Here is a 16,651-nt window from a genome sequence, read left to right on the forward strand (position 1 = left end):
ACCCTATTTCCCGGACGAAAAGACAAAACCCTCAACGCAAATACGAATCATTACAAAAAATAATTGCTCTCATTCATAAGCGCTGAGCACGTCGTCGATCACCCGTTTCAACGACGTCACGCTGGCCGCCGTGATGTACCAGGCGTCGGCATCGACGAAGACGACACGGCCGTTCTTCCAGGCATTGGTCTGGCGCAACAGCGGATTGGCCATCTGCTTGGCCGTCATGACGGGACGGTGTTCCATCACGGCCGTGCGGTCCACAACATAAATGATGTCGGGATTGGCTTGCTGGATGAATTCGCTGGTAATCGGTTGTCCATGCAAGCCCGCCTCGATGGCCGAACTGGCGGTTTTCACGCCCAGCGCGTCGAAAACAAAACCGTAGCGCGAGCGCACGCCGAACGCGCTGAAGGCGCCGTTGTTGTGCAGCACGATGAGCGCCCTCTCGGGACGCGCCTGCGTCACCTTGCGCGCGGCCGCCACCTTGGCGTCGAGCTCCTGCGCTTTCAGGCTGGCGATGTCTTCCTTGCCGAAGATACGCCCCAGTATCAGCAAATGCTGCTTGACCACGTCGATGTGCTTGCTCTCGCTGTTCTGGTAATCGACGTCGAAATGCAAGGTGGGCGCGATCTGGCTCAGTTCCTTGTAGTGATTGGCCTGGATCGACGTCATCAGCACGAGGTCGGGCTGGAGCGCGTGGATATGCTCAAGATTGGGCTGCACGATGGCGCCCAGGTCGCGGATGCCCTGGTCATCCTTGTAGCGTGAGAGGAAATGCGGCACGTAATCCTTCACCATGCCGGCCACGGGCACGCCCAGCTGGTCGAGGAAATCGACCTCGTTCATGTCGAGCACGGCCACGCGCTGCGGACGCTTGTCGATCACCGTCGTGCCCAGTTTATGCACGATGGTGATGGGCGCGAACGCCTGCGGTGGCGCGGAGGCGGCGGGCGCTGGCGCAGGCGTGGACGGCTTGTCGGTACAGCCTTGCAAGACGGCCGCGGCGGCAAGCAGCACGGCCAGCGCACAGCGGGATTTGTTCCAGATCATTTCAAGCTCCTGTGGGGGTAAAGTAATTGCAGAGGCAGCCGCGTTCATTGCGCACGATATGGAAATCGATGTCGTACAGCGCGCGCAAGCGCTGTTCCGTCACGACCTCGTGGGCCGGACCGGCAAAGCGCACGGCGCCGTCCTGCATGGCGACGATGTGGTCCGAATAATTGGCGGCGAAATTGATGTCGTGGATCACCAGGACCACGGTACGTCCCTGCTCGTCACACAGACGGCGCAGCGCGCGCATGATCTGCACGGCGTGCTTCATGTCGAGGTTGTTGAGCGGCTCGTCGAGCAGCAATATGTCCGTCTGCTGGGCTATCGTCATGGCGAGGAAGGCCATCTGGCGCTGGCCGCCGCTCAGCTCGTCGACATATGCCAGGCGCAATTTTTCCAGCGACAAAAAAGCGATGGCGTCGCTTATCGCCTGCCGGTCCTGCGCCGTCAGCGCGCCGCGGCTGTAGGGGAAGCGGCCGAAGGCAACCAGCTCTTCCACCGTCAGGCGCAGATGGAAATCGGGAGCCTGGCGCAGGGTGGCCACCTGGCGCGCATAGTCCTGGATCTTGATTGACGCGATATCGCGCCCGCCTATCGTAATCTCGCCCTTGTTCGCCTCCTGCAGGCGCGCGATGAGCATCAGCAAGGTCGTCTTGCCTGCGCCGTTGGGGCCGATCAAGGACGTCACTTTCCCTTTGGGAAACTGTGCGCTGACCTTGGCCAGCACGCGCCTGGCGCCGTAACTTTTTTCAATGTGGTTGACGTGGATCATGCGGTGCCTCGGGTGCGGACCATGAGCGCGAGGAAATACGCGCCACACACCAGGTTGACGAGGATGCCGACCGTGGTCCGGTAATTGAAAACATGCTCGACCAGCAGCTGGGCGGCGAGGAAGATGGCAATGGCGATGCCGCAGCCCAAAGGCAAGGTTAGGCGGTGGCGCGCCGTGCGGGCCAGGGCGTAAGTCGTGTTCGCAACAAAGATGCCCATGAAGGCCGTGGGTCCCAGCAAGCTCGTCGACACGGCCACCAGCACGGCGATCAGCGCCAGCTGCAGCTGCACCATGCGCCGGTAATCGATGCCGAGCGAGATGGCCTGCTCGCGGCCCAGCGCCAGCACGTCGAGCGCCGGCAGGGTCTTCGCCACGGCCACGCAGGCGGCGCCCGCCAGCAGGGCCGAATACAGCAGTTGTGCGGGCTGCGCCTTGTTGAACGATGCCTGACTGAATCCTTGCAAGATGGCAAATTCGCCCGGGCTGATGCGCAGCTGGATGAATTGGGTGAACGTGCCGATCACCATCGTCAGCACAAAGCCCAGCAGCAGCAAAAAATATACGTCGTTCTTGCCATCACGAAACAGCCAGTAATGGATGGCCCACGAGTAGGCGAGCATCAGCGCAATGGACAGCATGAAATTGCCGTTCTGCCCCAGCAGCAGCACGCTGTGCATGCCCATCGCGAGGATCAGCAGCGACTGCAACAGCAAATACACGGCTTCGTAACCCATGACGGCCGGCGTCAGGATGCGGTTGCCGGCAATGGTCTGGAAAACAATCGAAGACACGGCCACGCATACGCCGCCGATGACGATAGCGGCCAGGCGTGCCAGGCGCTTCGGGATGATGTAATCGACATCGAAATTGGCGCCGAGGAAGAGGAAAACCAGCGCCAGGACGAACACGGCCAGCCAGAGCGTGCGCTGCTTGACGATGCGCCTCATCTGCGTCCCCGGATGATCAGCATGAGGAACAGCACCCCGCCCACGCCGCCCGCCGTCAGGCCGATCGGCACTTCGAAAGGGTAGATCAGCAGGCGCCCGGCGATATCGCAGGCCAGCAGCAGCGAGGCGCCGTACAGGGCGACGATGGGCAAGGTGCGGCCCAGGTTGTCGCCATGGCGCAAGGCCACCAGGTTGGGGATGGCCAGCCCGACAAACGGGATCGCTCCCACCGTGATCACCGTGGCCGCCACCGTGACGGCCACCAGCATCAGGCCCAGCGCCACCGTGCCCGCATAGTTCAGGCCCAGGCTGGTAGCGAGCCCCTCGCCCATGCCCAGCACCGTAAAGCGCTGCGCGTACAGATACGCGAGGGCAACGATGGGCAGGACCAGATAAATGATTTCATAGTTGCCCTGCACGATTTTCGAGAAATCGCCGAGCAGCCAGCCCTGCATGCTTTGCAGGATGTTGTGGCGGTAGGCATAGAACTCGGCCACGGCGCTGAGCACGCCGCCATACACGAGACCGATCACGGGAACCAGGATCGTGTTCTTGAAGCGGATGCGGCGGATCAGGGTCACATACACGAGACTGGCGGCAAAGCAGAAGGCCAGCGCGAACGCCATCTTGCCCGCCGTGCCTGCGGACGGCGCCACGGTCAGCGCGACGAGGATGCCCAGCTTGGCCGCGTCGAGGCCACCCGACGTGGCCGGCTCGACGAACTTGTTGCGCACGATGTGCTGCAGGATGACGCCGCAGACGGACAGGCCCACGCCCGTCAGCACCAGCGCCGCCAGGCGGGGCAGGCGGCTGGCCGTCAGGGTCAGCCAGGCGTCGTCAGACAGCGCGCAGGAAGACGACAGCAGTTCGATCCAGGCGATGTGCCTGGCGCCGACCAGCAGCGAAGCCGCACACAGCAGCAGGAAGACGAAAAACAGACGCGCCTGTATCAAATCGTCATCCCGTTCATGGCTGCTGTGCGGCGGAGGCGATGCGCCAGCCCTTGGCCGCCCGGCGCTGGGCCAGGAAGTGCGCATACAGGCCGTTCTGTGCCCGCAAGGCGCCCGGCGCGCCCTGCTCGCGGATCGTGCCACCGTCGAGCACGACGATCTGGTCGGCCATGGCCACCGTCGATAGCTGGTGCGCGATGACGATCACCGTGCGCTTGCCGCGCAGCCGCGCCAGCGCCTCGGCGATGGCGGCCTGGTTTTCCGCGTCCAGCGCGGCCGTCGCCTCGTCGACGAGCAGAATCGGCGCATCCTTGACCAGCGCGCGGGCGATCGCGATGCGCTGGCGTTCGCCGCCGGACAGGCGCGCGCCGCCCTCTCCCACTGGCGTAGCCAGCCCCTCCGGCAGGCGGGCGATGATTTCGGCTGCGCCCGCCTGGCGCGCCGCGTCCAGCACCTCGGCATCGGTGGCGCCCGGCTTGCCGATACGGATATTGTCGGCGATGCTGCCCTGGAACAGATAGCTGTCCTGGAAGATCTGGCTGATCTGCCCAGCCAATTGCTCGCTGGACATGTGCCGCACATCGACGCCGCCCACCAGCACGCTACCCTGGCTGGCGTCAAAGAAGCGCGCCATCAGGCGTACTAATGTCGTCTTGCCAGAACCGGAAGCGCCAATCAGCGCCGTCATGCTGCCCGGCGCAATGTGCAGATTGATATCCGTCAATACGTCGGGCTGGTCCTGTGCATAGCGGAAGTGCACATTGCGCAGCTCGACCGCGCCATCGCGCGGCGCCTGCGGCCCGCGTGCTTCCGGCAGCGGCTGCACGGCGAAAATATCGCGCGCCGCATCGAGCGGGCCGCGCGCGCCGCGCAGCACTTCGCCGTAGCTGGCCACTTCCTGCAGCGGGTCGACGAAGCGCACCACCAGCAGCAAGGCCACGATGACGGCGATGGCGTCCGGCGCAGCGGCTGCACCGCCCAGCACGCTATCGAGCCACAGCGCGACGGCGGCCAGCAAGGCGGCGAAGATGGCTTGCACGGACCAGGCGTTGAGCACGGACGACAAGGCCGACAGATAGATCAGCCGCGTGCCCGCGTGGCGCTGCCCGTCGATCGCTTGCTGCAGGAAACGCGTGCCGCCGTCAGCAGCACCATCGCCGTCACCATGGAAGGCGCGCAAGACGGATTGCGCTTGCGCAAACTCGACCAGGCGCTGGCTGGTCCGGGCGAAATGGTGGTGATAAGCGTCGTCGGCGCGCTGGCCCAGGTGCGCCGTGAGCCGCAAGGTACCCGCCAGGAGGGGCAGCGCCAGCAGCGCCATCACGCCCAGCTGCCAGTGCAGCACAAACAGCGCGGCCAGCAATACCACGGGCGTGACGGCGCCGCAGATCACGGGCGTCAATACGTGGGCGGGCAGCTGCGCCACGTTCATCATGCCCTGCGTGATGACATGGCCCAGTTTTGCCGTGTTCTCCGGCGTGAACCAGCCGACGGGCAGGCGCGCCACGTGGTCGCCCAAGCGCTGGCGCGCCCCTTGCAGCACCGTCACGCCCACGCGCACGCCGGCTTTTTCCACCTGGCGCCGCCAGGCCCAGCAAGCAAGCAGCCCGGCCAGCAGCACCAGCAGCCACAGGGCCGCGCCGCCGGCGTCGCCGCCCAGCAGGCGGCCCAGGGCCAGCACCAGCGCCGTGATCGTCAAGCCGCTGAGTACGCCATACGCGAGCGCCATGGCACAGTAGCGGCGGAACACGCGCGCATCGTCGCCCAGCAGTTGAATGAATGTCTTCAGCATGGCAGCACCGTTTCTTCCGGGGAATTCTGATAGCCGCCCAGCGCCCACAGTTGCGCATAGCGGCCATCGTGGGCGAGCAAGCCGGCATGGCTGCCCTGCTCGACGATGGCGCCGTTCTCGACGACGACGATGTTGTCGGCATGCATGATGGTGTCGAGCCGGTGCGCGATCACCAGCAGGGTGCGGCCACGGGCAAAGCGCGACAGCGCGTCCTGGATCGCCACTTCGTTTTCCGCATCGGCCGCGGCCGTCGCTTCATCGAGCACCAGCACGGACGGGTCGAGCAGCACGGCGCGAGCGATGCTCACGCGCTGCAACTCGCCGCCGGACAGTTGCGCATCCTCGCCAATGACGGAATCGTAGCCGCGCGGCAAGGCCAGGATGCGCTCGTGGATATTCGCCAGGCGCGCCGCGTCTTCGATCGCATGCAAGCTGGCCGATGGCCGGCCCAGCCCGATGTTCTCGCGCACGCTGGCGTGGATCAGCCGCACTTCCTGCAGCACGAAGCCGATGCGCCGGTACAGCTCGGGCGTGGCGATGTGCCGCAGGTCGACGCCGCCGAGGGTGATGCGCCCTTCGGTCGGGTCGAAAAAGCGCAGCAGCAGGCGCGCCAGGGTCGACTTGCCGGAACCGGAGGCGCCGACGATGGCCGTCACCGTGCCGGGCTGCATGGTCAGCGTGATGTCCGACAGCACCTTGTTGTGTCCGTCATAGGCATAGCCCACACGCTCCATGCGGATCTCGGTACCGTTGGGCAACTGCTGCTGCTCCGGCGCCGGCTGCGCCAGCACCGGCGTATCGAGCAAGGCTTGCACGCGCTGGGCCGCGCCCGTGGCGTTGTTGAGGTCATGCGTCAGATAGTGCAACAGCAGCACCGGCGCGGAAATGCCGGGCGCCACCAGGGCGAACGGCAGGATATCCACGGGCGCCATCGCTCCCAGCGCCACAAACACGGTGCCGGCGATCAGCACCACGCCCAGCACGGCGACGGGCGCGATCAGCGCATTGGCATTGGCCATCGAACCGACCAGCGGGCGCGTGAACGCGGCAAACGCCTCGGCAAACGCATCGACGGCCGCGCGGTAACTGCCATGCGCGCGTCCCGTGGCGCCGAAGGCCTTGACCACGGGAATGCCATTGACGAACTCCACCACGGCATTGTTGATGCGCCCCATGCCGGCGACGAAATGCTCCATATTGCCTGCGCTGGCCTTCATGGCGCGGCCGAAGAAGAGAAAAAAGCCGGGAAACGGCAGGATGGCGACGAGGGCCAGGCGCCAGTCCATGGCGAACAGATAAAGGACGGAGATGGCGATGGCGCCCACGGCGCGCCCCGTCGTCGTATAAAAATGGGCGGTGAGGCTGTGCAGGGTGTTGATGTCGTCCTGCATCGCCTGCTTGACCTCGCCCGAGGCACGGCTGGTAAACCAGCCCAGCGGCACCTGCCCCAGGCGCTGCATGGCTTGCAGGCGCAGTTGATGGGTGAGGCGGTTGTCGGCCAGATGCGCGGCCAGCTCGCCCAGCGTGATCAGGGCCATGCCGGCAAACAGGCAGGCGACGCTGACGAGAATGGTGGGCCAGATGCCAAGCTGCGTGGCAGCAGGGGCCAGGGCGATGCTGGCGATGTGCGCGATGCCGGCCAGCGGCACCAGGGTGAGCATGGAACCCGTGCCGGCCAGCACGGCGGCGGCGATCAGGCGCCCGCGGATGGGCTGCAGTATCCGGCTGATCGGGCCGGCCTGGCTGCTTGGGCTACTCATGGGAAAAACGGGAAAAAGCGTGCATAAGTTCAATGGATAAGGGTGGCTCTCACCCTATATCCCGAACGAGAATGCAAAACCCTCAATCGCTCCCGCGCAATTGTCAGGCAGAAGCCTGGGGCAGGGCTTGCAGCGTCACCCAGTAGCGCGTGCGCGCCACGATTTGCACGGGCAAGGCCAGCGCAAGATTGTGCAGTGCGCGGTCCGTGTCGCGCAGGGGAAACACGCCGTTGACACTCAAGCTGGCCACGGCCGGGTCGCAGCGCAGCAGGCCGGGGCGGTAACGGGCCAGTTCCGCGATCAGGGCATCGAGGCGCATGTTGTCGGCCACCAGCACGCCCTTGCTCCAGGCTGCCGCGCTGGCCGGCACGGGGGCGGCCGATTGCACGATGTCGGCCGAGAAGATGGCACTGTAGCCCGTGGCGACGCCCACGGCGTTGCCGGGCGCATGCGCGAGGCGTATCTCGACGGCGCCTTCGAAGACGGCGACGCGCGACGTGTATTCGTCTTGCCGCAAAGTAAAACGCGTGCCCAGCGCCCGTACCGTGCCGTGGCGGCCCTGCACGCGGAATGGCCTCTGCGCCGGATCATGGGCCGTGGTGACGAGGATTTCGCCCGCGCGCAAGACCAGCAAGCGCTCGCTCGCGTCGAAGCGCACGTCGATGGCGGAAGCCGAGGCCAGCATGACGCGCGTGCCGTCAGGCAAGATAATCTCGCGGATCTCGCCGGTGGCCGTGCCGTGACCGGCCGTGGCCACTTGCCAGGCCTCCGTGCCGTGCAGCAGGTACGCCATGCCGCCCACGGGCAGCAGCACGGCCAGCAGCTTCAGGGCACGGCGGCGGCTCAGGTAGGCGGCCGGTGCCGGCTCCCGCAGCGCGTGCCGGGCCGCATCGCGCGGCACGCTGTGCAGCTTGCCCTCGAACGCTTGCAAACGCTGCCAGGCGATGGCGTGGTGCGGATGGGCGGCGCACCAGCGGGCACAGGCAGCCCGGTCTTCGTCGCTGGCGTCATCGGACCACAGGCGCGCCATCCACTGGGCCGCCTGCTGCACGATGGCGGGCGCGATCACCACATCCATGGTTCAGGCGTCTCGCGCATGCAAGGCCTGGTAGCAGGCCAGCAAACCGGCGGCGATGTATTTTTCGACGGACGAGACGGACACCTGCAATTCGGCGGCGATGTCGCGGTAGCTCAGGCCATCGAGTTTGCACAGCAGCATGGCCTTGCGCGCCTTGGCGGGCAAGCCGTGCAGCACCGCATCAATTTCCGTCAGCGCCTCGATCACCAGCGCGCGCTCTTCCTCGGACGGGGCCAGCGCCTCGGGCACCAGGGCCAGCACTTCCAGGTAGGCCGTCTCGATCTGGCGGCGGCGGTACAGGTCGATGACCATGCCGTTGGCGATCTGCGTCAGATGGCGGCGCGACTCCCCGGCCGGCGGCACCCTGCCCGTCTTCATCAGGTGCAGGTACACATCGTGCGCCAGGTCGGCCGCGTCGAAGGCATTGCCCAGCTTGCGGCGCAACAAGCCACGCAGCCAGCGGTGGTGGTTGGTGTACAGACTGCTGACTTGCTGCTGTAGCGCTAACTCGGCGGTGCTCACGATACCCTTCCTGTGGTCGATGGCCAGCAAGACGGCAGGCACATCAATATAAATGAGAATTATTCTCATTGTATAGGAAAAGGCAAGACAAGCGCAACCGGCCGGGCAGGAATCCGCGGCATGGCAAGGCGATGAAGTCAAACAAACGGGCAATAAAAAACCCTGCAAATCAATGACTTGCAGGGTTCATGCTCGCCCCGTACGGGACCTGCCGGGATTTAGACGTTGAACAGGAAGTTCAGCACGTCGCCATCCTTGACCACGTATTCCTTGCCTTCGGCGCGCATCTTGCCCGCTTCCTTGGCGCCCGCTTCGCCCTTGTAGGCGATGAAGTCGTCATAGGCGATGGTTTGCGCGCGGATGAAGCCGCGTTCGAAGTCGGTGTGGATCACGCCGGCCGCCTGTGGCGCCGTGGCGCCCACGGGGATGGTCCAGGCGCGCACTTCCTTCACGCCCGCCGTGAAGTAGGTTTGCAGACCCAGCAGCTTGTAGCCGGCGCGGATCAGGCGGTCGAGGCCCGGCTCTTCCATGCCCATATCGGCCAGGAAGGCGCCCTTGTCGGCGTCGTCCAGGTCGGCGATTTCCGCTTCCAGCGCCGCGCAGATGGCGACGATGGGGGCGTTTTGCGATTGCGCATACGCCGTCAGCTGGTCCAGCAGCGGGTTATTCGTGAAACCCGTGTCGGACACGTTGGCCACGAACATGGCTGGCTTGGCCGTGATCAGGCACAGCGGCTTGATCAGTTCCATTTCGTCGGCGTCCAGGCCCATGGCGCGCACGGGTTTCGCGTCGTTCAGGTACGGCATCATGCGTTCCATGATGGCCAGCAGCTTGGCCGCGTCCTTGTCGCCCGAGCGGGCTTTCTTGTTTTCGCGGTGGATGGCTTTTTCCACGGTGCCCATGTCGGCCAGCGCCAGTTCGGTCTGGATGACTTCGATATCGTCGAGCGGGTTGATCTTGCCGGCCACATGGATGACGTTGTCATCTTCGAAGCAGCGCACGACGTTGACGATGGCGTCCGTTTCGCGGATGTGCGACAGGAACTGGTTGCCCAGGCCCTCGCCCTTCGATGCACCGGCCACCAGGCCGGCGATGTCGACGAATTCCACGATGGCGTTGACCATGCGTTCCGGCTTGACGATGGCGGCCAGCGCATCCATGCGCGGATCCGGCACTTCGACGACGCCGACGTTCGGCTCGATGGTGCAGAACGGATAGTTTTCAGCCGGGATGCCGGCTTTCGTCAGTGCATTGAACAGGGTGGACTTGCCGACGTTCGGCAAGCCGACGATACCGCATTGGAGACTCATGGAAAACCTTTAAATAATCAATATTGCCGGCAAGCGGCTGGTGCAAAACGGCCGTTGCGGGCGTTTTCTGGATAATCTTGCTGTATTCATGCTCTAAGGGTCAATTGTACCTCTATGCACCCTACTCTTCAAAAAAACCGCCCTGGCGACCTTAACTGTCGCCATCCCCGTCATCCGCCTGCGACGCATCGAATTCCAGGATGTCGCCGGGCTGGCATTCGAGCATCTCGCAAATTTTCGACAAGGTATCGAAACGCACGCCGCGCACCTTGCCCGATTTTAAAAGGGACAGGTTCTGCTCCGTGATGCCGATAAAGGCGGCCAGTTCCTTCGATTTCACTTTTTTCCTGGCCAGTACCAGATCGAGGCGCACGACGATACCCATCAGATGAACCCGCTGTTTTCATCGGCCAATCTCTGGCCTTCATGCAGGATTTGCGCCAGCGCAAAGAAAACCGAACACAGCAGCAAGGTCCACAGGTCGCCGCCCGTGATGTCGATAACCAGGCGCAACTGGCGCGTTCCCTCTTCCAGCAAGCCAAACAGCATTCCGCGCACGGTGGGTTCCAGCAAAGTCAGCACCGTTCCCAGCAGCAAGCCGCCGGCGAAGCGGCGAAAGTGGCGCGCCACCTGCGGCGTAAAAAACACGCCCTGCTCGAACTGGCGCAAGACCAGGGCCAGCTGGCGCACGGCATCGGCCAGCACGCACAAAGCCGGCAAGGCCAGCGCCAGACCCAGCCCCCGCTGCCACAGGGGCATGGCGGCCAGGCGCTCGAATGGCTGGCTCTGCAATTGCAGCAACAGTTCATACATGCCTGCGCCGCCCAGGCTGCCTTGCGCGGCCGGCGCAGGCGCCAGCCAGCCCAGCACCGTCAGCAGCAGGTACAGCACAAAGAATCCCGAAACGCCGTAGCGCACGCGCCGGCTCAGCGCCGCCGGTCCCGTTGGATTTTTTTTCATCTTTAAAAGTATACGAAAGTGTCAAGTGTGGTTAGAATAAATTATCGTAAAACAATAATTAAATCATGTTTTGCGACCATTTTAACATGTTCACCTCACCCTATCGACTGGAGACTCCATGAAAACCCTGCTTGCCGCACTCGTTTGCAGCACCACCTTGCTGCTCAGCGGCGCCGCCCGCGCCCATGACTTGAACGCCATGCTGCAGCAGGCGCTGGCCGACAAGAGCGTACCGGCCATGGCGATGCTTGTCATTCGCGACGGCAAGATCGAGGCACAGGCGCAGGCTGGCGTACGGGCCAATGACGGCAACGATGCCGTGCGCGCCGATGACGTGTGGAATATCGGCTCCAACGGCAAGGCCATGACGGTGACCCTGATCGCGCGGCTGGTGGAACGGGGCGTGCTGTCGTGGGATGCGCCGCTGTCAACCATGCTGCCCGCGCTGAGTGCCGGCATGCGCGCCGAATACCGCGACGTCAATCTGATGGATCTGCTGTCGCACCGCGCCGGCCTGCCGCCCAATCCCGATGAAGCGTGGATCGATTCCACCTACGCGGACACGCGCCCCTTGCCGCTGCTGCGCCAGGAGTACGCGCAGCGCGCGCTGGCCGACGCGCCCGTGGCCGCGCCGCGCGGCGAATCGCATTACTCGAACAGCGGCGCCATGATCGCCGCCGCCATCGCCGAGCGTGTCACGGGCAAGACGTACGAGGAATTGATGCAGGCGGAAGTGTTCGGCCCTCTGGGCATGCGGGCCGCCTTCGGTTCCACGGTGCGCGGACAGAATCTGGGCCACAAGGAAAACAAGCCGATCGCCGGCTTGATGGCCAGCAATCCGCTGATGATGGCGCCCGATGGGGAAATTCACCTGAGCATGCACGACTGGGCCAAATTTGCGCTCGATCAACTGCATGGCGAGCAGGGCAAGGGCAGGCTGCTGAAACAGGAAACGTATGTCTTGCTGCACACGGCGCAGGGCGACACGCATGCGGCCTTGGGCTGGGGCGTGATGCACTTCCCGCCCCAGGCGCCGCAGCGTGTACTCACCCACCTGGGCTCGAACGGCTACTGGCACGCGCTGATCGCGCTGGCGCCCGGCAGCGGCGACGGCTTGCTGATCGCCGCCAACGCGGGCGACGGCAGCAGCGCCCAGGCCAGCCAGCAGCAGATGGCGAAAACCATCATGGCCGGCTTCGGCAAGGCGGGCAAATAACTACGCGGTATGGAGTTTCATGGTGGCCGCCTCGAACTTGCCTTCGACGATCTGCGGCATCACCTGCAGCGATTTGTCGATCGCCTGCTCGATCAGCTCCTGGTCTTCGCGGCGCGGGCGGTGCAGCACGAAATCGGCCACCTGCTGCTGCAGGCTCAGGGTGCGCGGGTGGCCGATGCCCAGGCGCAAGCGCCAGTAATCCTGCGTGCCCAGCGCGGCCGTGATGTCTTTCAAGCCATTGTGGCCGCCGGCCGAGCCGCCCTTTTTCAGGCGCGCAATGCCGGGCATCAAGTCCAGTTCGTCGTGCACGACCAGCACTTCATCGGCGGCGATCTTGAAAAAGCGCGCCAGCGCGCCCACGGACTGGCCCGAGCGGTTCATGAACGTCAGCGGTTCGAGCAGCCAGACTTCGTTGCCGCCAATCGACGTTTTCGCCAGCATGGCGTTGTAGCGCGAATCGCGCTGCAAGCGCGTGCCGGGCAGGCTGTTGGCAAGATTGTCCACCAGCCAGAAGCCGGCATTGTGGCGGGTTTGTTCGTATTCGGGTCCCGGATTGCCGAGGCCGACGATCAGGCGTATGGGCATGGCTGTGTCTGCAATGTAAAAGAAAGCATTATCGGTGAAAACAGGCAGAAAAAAACCCGCGCGGCGAACCTGGCGGGTTTTTCCTTGCGACTACCGCATTGCTGCGGCGGCAAAATTACTTCTTGTCGGCTTCAGCAGCAGCGGCTTCGGCTTCAGCAGCAACGTGGCCAGCCGGTACCGAAGCGGTAGCGATGGTCAGGTTGGCGCCGTGGGTGACAGCGGTCACGCCAGCTGGCAGGACCAGGTCGCCAACGTGCAGCGAGTGACCGACGTCGATGTTCGACAGGTCAACGTTGATGAATTCTGGCAGTTGGCCTGGCAGGCACGAAACTTCGATTTCGTTGGCTACGTGGCTGATGGTCGCGCCGTGCAGTTTGACTGCTGGGGAAACGTCAGCGTTTACGAAGTGCAGCGCCACTTTTACGTGGATAGCTTGCTTAGCGTCAACGCGCTGGAAGTCAGCGTGCAGAACCAGTTGTTTGTATGCGTGGACTTGGAAGTCGCGCAACAGAACTTGCTGGGAAACGCCGTCGATTTCCAGATCCAGGATCGACGAGTGGAACACTTCTTTTTTCAACGCGTGGTACAGGGCGTTGTGATCCAGCGAGATCAGCACCGGGGCTTCAGCGCCACCGTAGACGATACCAGGGGTTTGGCCGGAAATGCGCAGGCGGCGGCTCGCTCCGGAACCTTGCAATTCGCGTTTAAATGCGATAACTTTCATGTGAAACTCCAAGAAGAACAAGGCTTGCGCCTTGTGTTATGAGGACTCCCGCGACCAGGAATCCTCGAAAATGGGTGTAAACACCCCGAAAACTAAAACACTGCGGCGCAACAGGCAAAAGCCGGTCGCGCCGCAGGCATTACGTCTGTTGCTGCTCTTACCGAATTAATCGATGAACAGCGAGATGACGGAGTCACCCTTGATGATGCGTTTGAACGTCTCGGCCAGCAGCGGCGCGCACGTCAATTGACGGATCTTGCCGCAGGCCAGGGCCGCTTCGGACAGGGGGATCGTGTCGGTCACGACCAGCTCATCGAGCGGCGAGGCCGAAATACGGTCGATCGCCGGGCCCGACAGCACCGCGTGCGTGCAATACGCCACGACTTTTTTCGCGCCGCGCTCTTTGAGCACTTCGGCAGCCTTGGTCAGGGTGCCTGCCGTGTCGACCATGTCATCCATGATCACGCAGTTGCGGCCTTCGACTTCACCGATGATGTTCATCACTTCGGACACGTTTGCTTTTGGACGACGCTTGTCGATGATGGCCAGGTCGCAGCCCAGGCGTTTTGCCAGGGCGCGCGCACGGACAACACCGCCGACGTCCGGAGACACCACCAGCAGATCCTGGTAGTTTTTCTTTTGCAGGTCGCCCAGCAAAATTGGCGAAGCGTAAATATTGTCGACTGGGATATCGAAGAAACCTTGAATCTGGTCAGCGTGCAAGTCCATGATCAGGACGCGCTCGACACCGGCTTCTTCCAGCATGTTCGCCACCACCTTGGCCGAAATCGCCACACGCGCGGAGCGTGGACGGCGGTCTTGACGGGCGTAGCCGAAGTAAGGAATCGCGGCGGTGATGCGGCCAGCGGAAGCACGTTTCAAGGCATCAACCATCAGCATGATTTCCATCAGGCTGTCGTTGGTTGGAGCACAGGTGGATTGCAAAACAAAAACATCCTTGCCGCGTACGTTTTCGTTAATCTCGACCATTACTTCGCCGTCGGAGAATTTCGAAACGTTTGCTTTACCGAGAGGAATGCCGAGGTTTTTTGCGACCCCCTCTGCCAACGCTGGATTCGCGTTGCCGGTAAAAACCATCAGGTTTTCGTAAGCCATGGGAGTCCCAAGAGGTGATAAAGAAGTCTTGAAAAGCACTAACCGGGCATAGGCCCGGTCAGTCATTGTTTAGAATATGCCGCGTGGCGGCACATCTGCTTTTTCCCGTACTGGACGCCAACTTCGCATCGACAGACTACGGTGAAATGGTGGCAGGGGAAGAAGGATTCGAACCTTCGCATGCTGGAATCAAAATCCAGTGCCTTAACCAGCTTGGCGATTCCCCTACGTTACTGACTGCTTGCCGTCATGTTGGCCAGTATTATACCGACTATTTGACGCTAAGCAAAATCTTTTTTTGCTCTCTACAACATGGTGAGCATCGGGTGGCGATTCAGCGCTTTTGCCTTCCAGGCGACCCAGACTGGTGGCACATTGCTGAGCACCGCATCCGCTTCTTCCTGACTGCCAAACGCACTAAATACACAAGCACCGGAGCCAGTCATCCTGGCCTCACCGTAAGCACCCAGCCATTCTACCGCATCTGCTACCGGCTTGAAAAGACTGCATGCTACTTGCTGTAAATCATTCTTTCCAAACCCGCCCGCATCGTTTCCTTCTGCGAGGTACCTGGAAAAGTCCGCTATTGTGACGGGTTCGGTATTTCTCGTCAAGCCTTCCGCGCAAAAAATTGCGGCGGTCGGCACTTGCACGCCCGGCTCGATCACCACATACCAGCATGCGGGCGTGGCGACGGGCTGCAAGGCTTCGCCCACGCCTTCGGCAAAGGCGTTTTCGCCAAAGATGAAAAACGGAATATCGGCGCCCAGCGGCAAACCCAGCGCCATCAATTCCTCGCGCGTCAAACCGGCCTGCCACAGGCGATTGAGCGCCATCAGCGCCGTGGCCGCGTCGGACGAGCCGCCACCCAAGCCGCCGCCCATGGGCAGCACCTTGTCGATGGCGATATCGACGCCGCGCGGCAAGGCGCCCGTGCGGCGCAGTACTTCGGCCTGCAGCAGCCTGGCGGCTCGGATGATCAGGTCCTGCTCTTGCGGCACGCCGGCCAGCTCCGTCACGCGGACAATCGCCGTGTCGTCGCGCAGCGCGAAGTGCAGGGTGTCGCCATGGTCGAGCAACTGGAACACCGTCTGCAGCAGATGGTAGCCATCGGCGCGGCGGCCGTTGACGTGCAAAAAGAGGTTCAGCTTGGCGGGAGCCGGGCAGTTATTCAGGGTCGTCAATGTCATGGTGCTGGTGCGGATGGGGCGGGATCGAGGACGATGCGCAGCGACACGGCATCGGCCTGCGCGCTGGCATTGCGTTCGGCATCGATACGCCGCGGTTGGGGCAAGGCGCCCGGTGTCTTGTCGGCCGCATTTTGCCCTACTTCTTGCCACGACACATAGCGCAAGCGCCAGCCGTCTTTGGTCGTCACGCTGTCGTTGGCCGGCGAAGCGACGAAGCGCTTGCCGTCGGCGCCCACGGCATACCCTTGCAGCCAGTCGCGCAAACCCGATACGGGCAAGGACCAGCCCAGCAACTGCGCGCTCAGGGTGTCGACATCGGGCGCGCTGCGCGGCGCCTTGCCGCTTTGCGTCAGCACGGCCTCGCGCGGCGTGACGGCAATCGTCGCCAGCGTGCTGCCGACGGGCGAATACAGGGTCACGTCCGTGCGCTGCGCCGTCTGCTGCCAGTTGAAATTGACGGTGGCCGATTCGGGCTTGTCATCTTTCTGGTACACGACGTTCAGGCGGCCCGTCAGCTCCACCTGTTCGCGGTAGGGCGCGACGGTGTTGGCGGATGGCGCGGCGCCTGACGAGAATGGGGAACTCAGGGTCGAGCAGGCCGAGAGTGACAGGCAGACGAGTGTGAGGGGAAGCAGTTTTTTTAACATGGGTACAAGGAAAAACCAGCGCCATGGCG

General features: G+C 63.2%; 17 protein-coding genes and 1 tRNA gene. 1 reads left to right on the forward strand and 17 read right to left on the reverse strand.

The features are described from left to right. Positions 1–69 precede the first annotated feature (69 nt). From CSQ95_RS09265 to CSQ95_RS09315, 11 genes are all read right to left on the reverse strand, one after another. Positions 70–1,053, reverse strand: coding sequence for a siderophore ABC transporter substrate-binding protein (locus CSQ95_RS09265; RefSeq protein ID WP_099409275.1), 984 nt, complete (start codon positions 1,051–1,053; stop codon positions 70–72). A gap of 1 nt (position 1,054) precedes the next feature. After that, positions 1,055–1,825: an ABC transporter ATP-binding protein gene (locus CSQ95_RS09270; RefSeq protein ID WP_099409276.1), complete on the reverse strand. Its 771-nt coding sequence runs from the start codon at positions 1,823–1,825 to the stop codon at positions 1,055–1,057. Then, positions 1,822–2,772 carry an iron chelate uptake ABC transporter family permease subunit gene (locus tag CSQ95_RS09275; RefSeq protein WP_070221664.1) on the reverse strand — a complete coding sequence of 317 codons (951 nt, stop codon included), beginning with the start codon at positions 2,770–2,772 and terminating at the stop codon, positions 1,822–1,824. Before CSQ95_RS09275 ends, CSQ95_RS09270 begins: the two co-directional genes overlap by 4 nt. Continuing rightward, on the reverse strand, positions 2,769–3,722 hold the full coding sequence (locus tag CSQ95_RS09280) for an ABC transporter permease (protein WP_180279009.1): 954 nt from the start codon (positions 3,720–3,722) through the stop codon (positions 2,769–2,771). Before CSQ95_RS09280 ends, CSQ95_RS09275 begins: the two co-directional genes overlap by 4 nt. 16 nt (positions 3,723–3,738) lie before the next feature. Then, positions 3,739–5,514, reverse strand: coding sequence for an ABC transporter ATP-binding protein (locus CSQ95_RS09285; protein WP_099409278.1), 1,776 nt, complete (start codon positions 5,512–5,514; stop codon positions 3,739–3,741). Further along, positions 5,508–7,274, reverse strand: a complete 1,767-nt coding sequence (locus CSQ95_RS09290; protein WP_070312516.1) for an ABC transporter ATP-binding protein — start codon at positions 7,272–7,274, stop codon at positions 5,508–5,510. The genes CSQ95_RS09285 and CSQ95_RS09290 overlap by 7 nt, the downstream gene beginning before the upstream one ends. A 103-nt stretch (positions 7,275–7,377) precedes the next feature. Next, the gene (locus CSQ95_RS09295) at positions 7,378–8,352 is read right to left on the reverse strand and encodes a FecR domain-containing protein (RefSeq protein ID WP_099409279.1); all 975 of its coding nucleotides are present in this window, start codon (positions 8,350–8,352) and stop codon (positions 7,378–7,380) included. Between the two features lie 3 nt (positions 8,353–8,355). Then, positions 8,356–8,874: a sigma-70 family RNA polymerase sigma factor gene (locus tag CSQ95_RS09300; protein ID WP_070221722.1), complete on the reverse strand. Its 519-nt coding sequence runs from the start codon at positions 8,872–8,874 to the stop codon at positions 8,356–8,358. A gap of 218 nt (positions 8,875–9,092) precedes the next feature. Then, entirely contained in the window at positions 9,093–10,184 is a 1,092-nt protein-coding gene (ychF, locus tag CSQ95_RS09305) for a redox-regulated ATPase YchF (RefSeq protein WP_071325626.1), read from the reverse strand. Positions 10,185–10,335: 151 nt separating this feature from the next. Further along, positions 10,336–10,569 (reverse strand): helix-turn-helix transcriptional regulator, encoded by a 234-nt coding sequence (locus tag CSQ95_RS09310; RefSeq protein WP_070221669.1) that lies wholly within the window; start codon positions 10,567–10,569, stop codon positions 10,336–10,338. Further along, positions 10,569–11,144: a hypothetical protein gene (locus tag CSQ95_RS09315; RefSeq protein WP_099409280.1), complete on the reverse strand. Its 576-nt coding sequence runs from the start codon at positions 11,142–11,144 to the stop codon at positions 10,569–10,571. Before CSQ95_RS09315 ends, CSQ95_RS09310 begins: the two co-directional genes overlap by 1 nt. Positions 11,145–11,262: 118 nt before the next feature. Here CSQ95_RS09315 and CSQ95_RS09320 point away from each other — a divergent pair, with 118 nt between their 5' ends. Beyond that, positions 11,263–12,360, forward strand: coding sequence for a serine hydrolase (locus CSQ95_RS09320; protein ID WP_099409281.1), 1,098 nt, complete (start codon positions 11,263–11,265; stop codon positions 12,358–12,360). Here CSQ95_RS09320 and pth read toward each other — a convergent pair whose 3' ends face one another. The 6 genes from pth to CSQ95_RS09350 all read right to left on the reverse strand — a co-directional run bounded on the left by pth (position 12,361) and on the right by CSQ95_RS09350 (position 16,622). Next, positions 12,361–12,945 (reverse strand): aminoacyl-tRNA hydrolase, encoded by a 585-nt coding sequence (pth, locus tag CSQ95_RS09325; RefSeq protein WP_034753275.1) that lies wholly within the window; start codon positions 12,943–12,945, stop codon positions 12,361–12,363. Positions 12,946–13,060: 115 nt separating this feature from the next. After that, entirely contained in the window at positions 13,061–13,669 is a 609-nt protein-coding gene (locus CSQ95_RS09330) for a 50S ribosomal protein L25/general stress protein Ctc (protein WP_070221672.1), read from the reverse strand. Positions 13,670–13,834: 165 nt separating this feature from the next. Further along, positions 13,835–14,785, reverse strand: a complete 951-nt coding sequence (locus CSQ95_RS09335; protein WP_034753270.1) for a ribose-phosphate pyrophosphokinase — start codon at positions 14,783–14,785, stop codon at positions 13,835–13,837. A 150-nt stretch (positions 14,786–14,935) separates the two neighbouring features. Beyond that, positions 14,936–15,012, reverse strand: a tRNA-Gln gene (locus CSQ95_RS09340). A 78-nt stretch (positions 15,013–15,090) separates the two neighbouring features. Next, a complete protein-coding gene (gene ispE, locus CSQ95_RS09345; protein WP_099409282.1) occupies positions 15,091–15,975 on the reverse strand; it encodes a 4-(cytidine 5'-diphospho)-2-C-methyl-D-erythritol kinase in 885 nt (294 codons plus the stop codon). After that, positions 15,972–16,622, reverse strand: a complete 651-nt coding sequence (locus CSQ95_RS09350; protein ID WP_070312512.1) for an outer membrane lipoprotein LolB — start codon at positions 16,620–16,622, stop codon at positions 15,972–15,974. Before CSQ95_RS09350 ends, ispE begins: the two co-directional genes overlap by 4 nt. Positions 16,623–16,651: the final 29 nt, after the last annotated feature.

It is taken from the genome of Janthinobacterium sp. BJB304, from assembly GCF_002735765.1.
GTDB lineage: Bacteria > Pseudomonadota > Gammaproteobacteria > Burkholderiales > Burkholderiaceae_D > Janthinobacterium.